The 3,262-nt window shown below is 47.1% G+C and carries 4 protein-coding genes; all 4 read right to left on the reverse strand.

The features are described from left to right. Positions 1–614: capsule assembly Wzi family protein (locus tag VIP81_RS30015; protein ID WP_331970543.1), on the reverse strand; the 614-nt coding region annotated here is incomplete at its 3' end. Further along, positions 611–1,189, reverse strand: coding sequence for a WcaF family extracellular polysaccharide biosynthesis acetyltransferase (locus tag VIP81_RS30020; RefSeq protein ID WP_331970547.1), 579 nt, complete (start codon positions 1,187–1,189; stop codon positions 611–613). The genes VIP81_RS30020 and VIP81_RS30015, both read right to left, overlap by 4 nt. Positions 1,190–1,195: 6 nt before the next feature. Then, complete coding sequence (locus VIP81_RS30025; protein ID WP_331970550.1) at positions 1,196–2,101, reverse strand: glycosyltransferase family 2 protein; 906 nt, start codon at positions 2,099–2,101, stop codon at positions 1,196–1,198. Beyond that, entirely contained in the window at positions 2,102–3,232 is a 1,131-nt protein-coding gene (locus VIP81_RS30030; RefSeq protein WP_331970554.1) for an XrtY-associated glycosyltransferase XYAG1, read from the reverse strand. Positions 3,233–3,262 lie beyond the last annotated feature (30 nt).

Here is a 3,262-nt window from a genome sequence, read left to right on the forward strand (position 1 = left end):
TGCTGTATGCCGCCATATAATTTCAGTTTGTTTTTTCCGATCCGGAGATAGAAATTCTTTTCATGCAGATAGGCATCTTTAATAAACTGATCCTTCCCCATCCAGCCATGGCTCAACAAGCCTTTGAACTGCAGCCATCCATTGGTGAACGGCACGGGGATATATTCCGTCACGGCTATCCCTATTTTAGGAATGGGTAAGGCATTACCACTGATGCCCATCGAGCCGCTGCTTAAATCTTTATCTACTTCCCCAATAATTTCTTCATACCTGCCAGCCCTGATTTCCCAATGCTTATAGCCAGCCTTTACATACCCCTGCTCTATGAATGTGTGTTGAAAGTGATCGTTGTTATACACATCCAACCCATACTTTATATAAAAATTATCATGCCATACCTGCTGATTGCTAAAGCCTGCATGCATAGATACATCTCCTTTGCGGTCGCTGATGGTACCAAAATGATTGGACAGTAACCATAGCGGCTGATAATCTTTGGTGGCAGCAGTACCTACCGCGCCGGCATGTACCTCCAGCGAGTCGGTAAGCCAACGCTGCGCATTAACGGCGGTGCAAATACACACCCACAGCAGGAGTAAACAAATCCTTTTCATACGGCTGTCATATTTAGCTTTCCTGAAGGCGAGATCATTTTCCGCTCGCGTACGGCCACTGCCGGATTGCCCGCATAAATCATCCAGGCATCAAGGTCTCTCGAGGCCACTGAATTCACCGTTAGCACCGCATGCGAGCCGCAGGTAACACCAGCGCAAACCACGGCCATAGCACCTATCCACACACCGGAAGCAATATTTATCTCCCCCAGCCGGTACGGAAAATCCGGCTGTTTATAATCATGATTACCTGTCAGCAACAGGGCGCCCTGTGAAATACACACATGGTCACCCAGTACCACATCTGCCAGATTATCTATCCACACCCCCTCCCCTAACCAGCAATGATCTCCGATGGATAAACGCCAGGGATTTTTAATACGCACCTTTGTTTTAATGATCAGCCCTTTACCTACCCGGGCACCAAACATCCGCAGCAACGCACGTTTAATTGTATAGGGCCATGGAAAGGCACTGTTCAGAATATAGTAATTGCAGAAATACCAGACCAGCACTTTCCATTTAGGTCCGGCCCGATAACTACCCGTATTGAATGCTGCCAGATTAGTTGTCATGTTTAATCAGATATGAATGTTATAATCCTGTTTCAGCAAGGCCATAATATCCTCCCTGCTTTCATTGCCTTGTAATTTTTGCTGAAACTCCTGTACATTAACGTCTACGAGTAAACGATACCAATACCCCTGCATAAAGTGAAAAAGGAACCCTTTATACCCGTCCAGGAAACCGTAGCGCAGCACATACCTGAAAAGAAAGTACAGCGAAGCACGCGCACCAGGTGATAAGCCCGCATACACCTTTTCTTTCAGGAAACGCTTCCGTTTTGCCTGCGAGCCTTCTGCCTTCAACAACCGCTGGTCTGTTTGCCAGAAGCCATAGCGGATATTGAGCAAATCCACCATTTCCCGGATTGCATAATTATTGTGCTTGTTCACCCACCAATGAATGGAGTTCAGGTTATCATCCACGATATGCTCCTTAAACATCAGGGTATTCCCTTCCGACAATACAATATGCTCGTCCATCCAACGCTGTTCTATGCTGCCAATGCCATTGCGCCAGATCCTTAACAGCGTATGCGGATAAAAGCCGCCGTAACGAATCCATTTGCCTTTAAACAATACCTTTCTACGTATATAGATCCCCGTTATTGCCGGCGAAATACTATCCATGCGGGTATTTATTTCCCGTATCAGCCCTGGCTCCAGGTATTCATCCGCATCCATGCGCATTACCCAGGGAGTGGTGATACCACAATGCTCCAGCGCCCATTGAAACTGGTTGGCATAGTTGACCCATTTTCGCTGGAAAACTTTCGCCCCGCAGCTCTCCGCAATAGCCACTGTGTCGTCTGTTGAAAAAGCATCTACTACATATAGCTCATCAGTGATTTCCCGCAGGTTGCTCAGGCAACGTCGCAGGTGTATCGATTCATTGAAAGTCAGTATAACTATAGCCAGCTTCATCTAATTACATTTTTCATATAGTGCTACATAGGAAGATGCCAACCTGGCATCATTAAAATCATCCCGGATCTGGGCAGGTGCATTCCGCGTGATCTGTTGTCGCCGTACTTTATCCTGATATGCCGCGGTGAGTTGGTCGCTAATGGCGTCCACACTTTCTATTCCGGTAATCCAGCCCAGTCCATGCCTGCTTACATACCCCGCCAGTCCGACCTGATCACTGATCAGCACGGGTGTACCTACAAACAATGATTCAATTACCACGATGGCGAAATTCTCGTTGCGGGAAGTCAGCGCAAAAAGGTCGGTGGCAGCAAGGAAATGAAACTTATCCTCACTGCCCTTCCAACCTACCCATTCGACGTTGTTATCCATATCCAACGAAGTAATTAATTCCTTTAGTGACTGTACGTATTGCTCATCACCGCTGCCGGCAATCAACAACCTATACTTAAACGATACACGCCCCAGTGCACGGATCAGTAGGTCCAGTCCTTTTTTCGGATCTACCCGCGAGAGGAAACTAATCGTAAAAACATCCTGCTCTATGCGGGCGTAACTCCCGGCAGGCAGGTCCACCAGGTTAAATACCTGCCCTCCTTCCCAGCCATTGTTGATCTCCTGGCATTCTCTCCATTCCAGTTCAGAAGAAACATGCAGGTAGGTGTTACGTAATAATCGTTTACCCATCACCGTATGTAACAACTGTTTGCTGCGATTATTCCTGGCTGTCAACACATAATCGCAGAACATTCCATGTGGCGACAACAACGGCTTGAGCTTTTTCCATTTACAGATAAAAGAAGCTCCCAGCACCAGGAAATTCCACCAGGAATGAATATGTACTTTATCAAACTGTTTGGCATTGGTCCATACCGCCTTCCACAGTGCAGGCGATACATGCGTATGATCTCCGGTAATGCGCTTAAAGAACGTCACCTTTACCCCATCCATCATCACGGTGGAATTGGCAGCAATATCCAGTTCCTGTCGCCCGTTAGCCGTGGTGGTATACACCGCCACGTCGTGTCCCATTTGCACCAGTTGTTCCGCCAACCGTGCTATCACCACAATAGGGCCACCGTATACATAAGCCGGCTTATAAGAAGGAACGATAAAAAGTATATTCATATATAGCTATTAATGATTCATGGCATGCAG

The sequence above is a fragment of the Chitinophaga sp. genome (assembly GCF_036566945.1).
In the GTDB taxonomy this organism is placed as follows: Bacteria; Bacteroidota; Bacteroidia; order Chitinophagales; family Chitinophagaceae; genus Chitinophaga.

Coding starts and splice junctions, on each gene's coding strand:
- VIP81_RS30020 (WP_331970547.1), bottom strand. CDS start 1,189: ATGACAACTAATCTGGCAGCATTCAATACGGGTAGTTATCGGGCCGGA.
- VIP81_RS30025 (WP_331970550.1), bottom strand. CDS start 2,101: ATGAAGCTGGCTATAGTTATACTGACTTTCAATGAATCGATACACCTG.
- VIP81_RS30030 (WP_331970554.1), bottom strand. CDS start 3,232: ATGAATATACTTTTTATCGTTCCTTCTTATAAGCCGGCTTATGTATAC.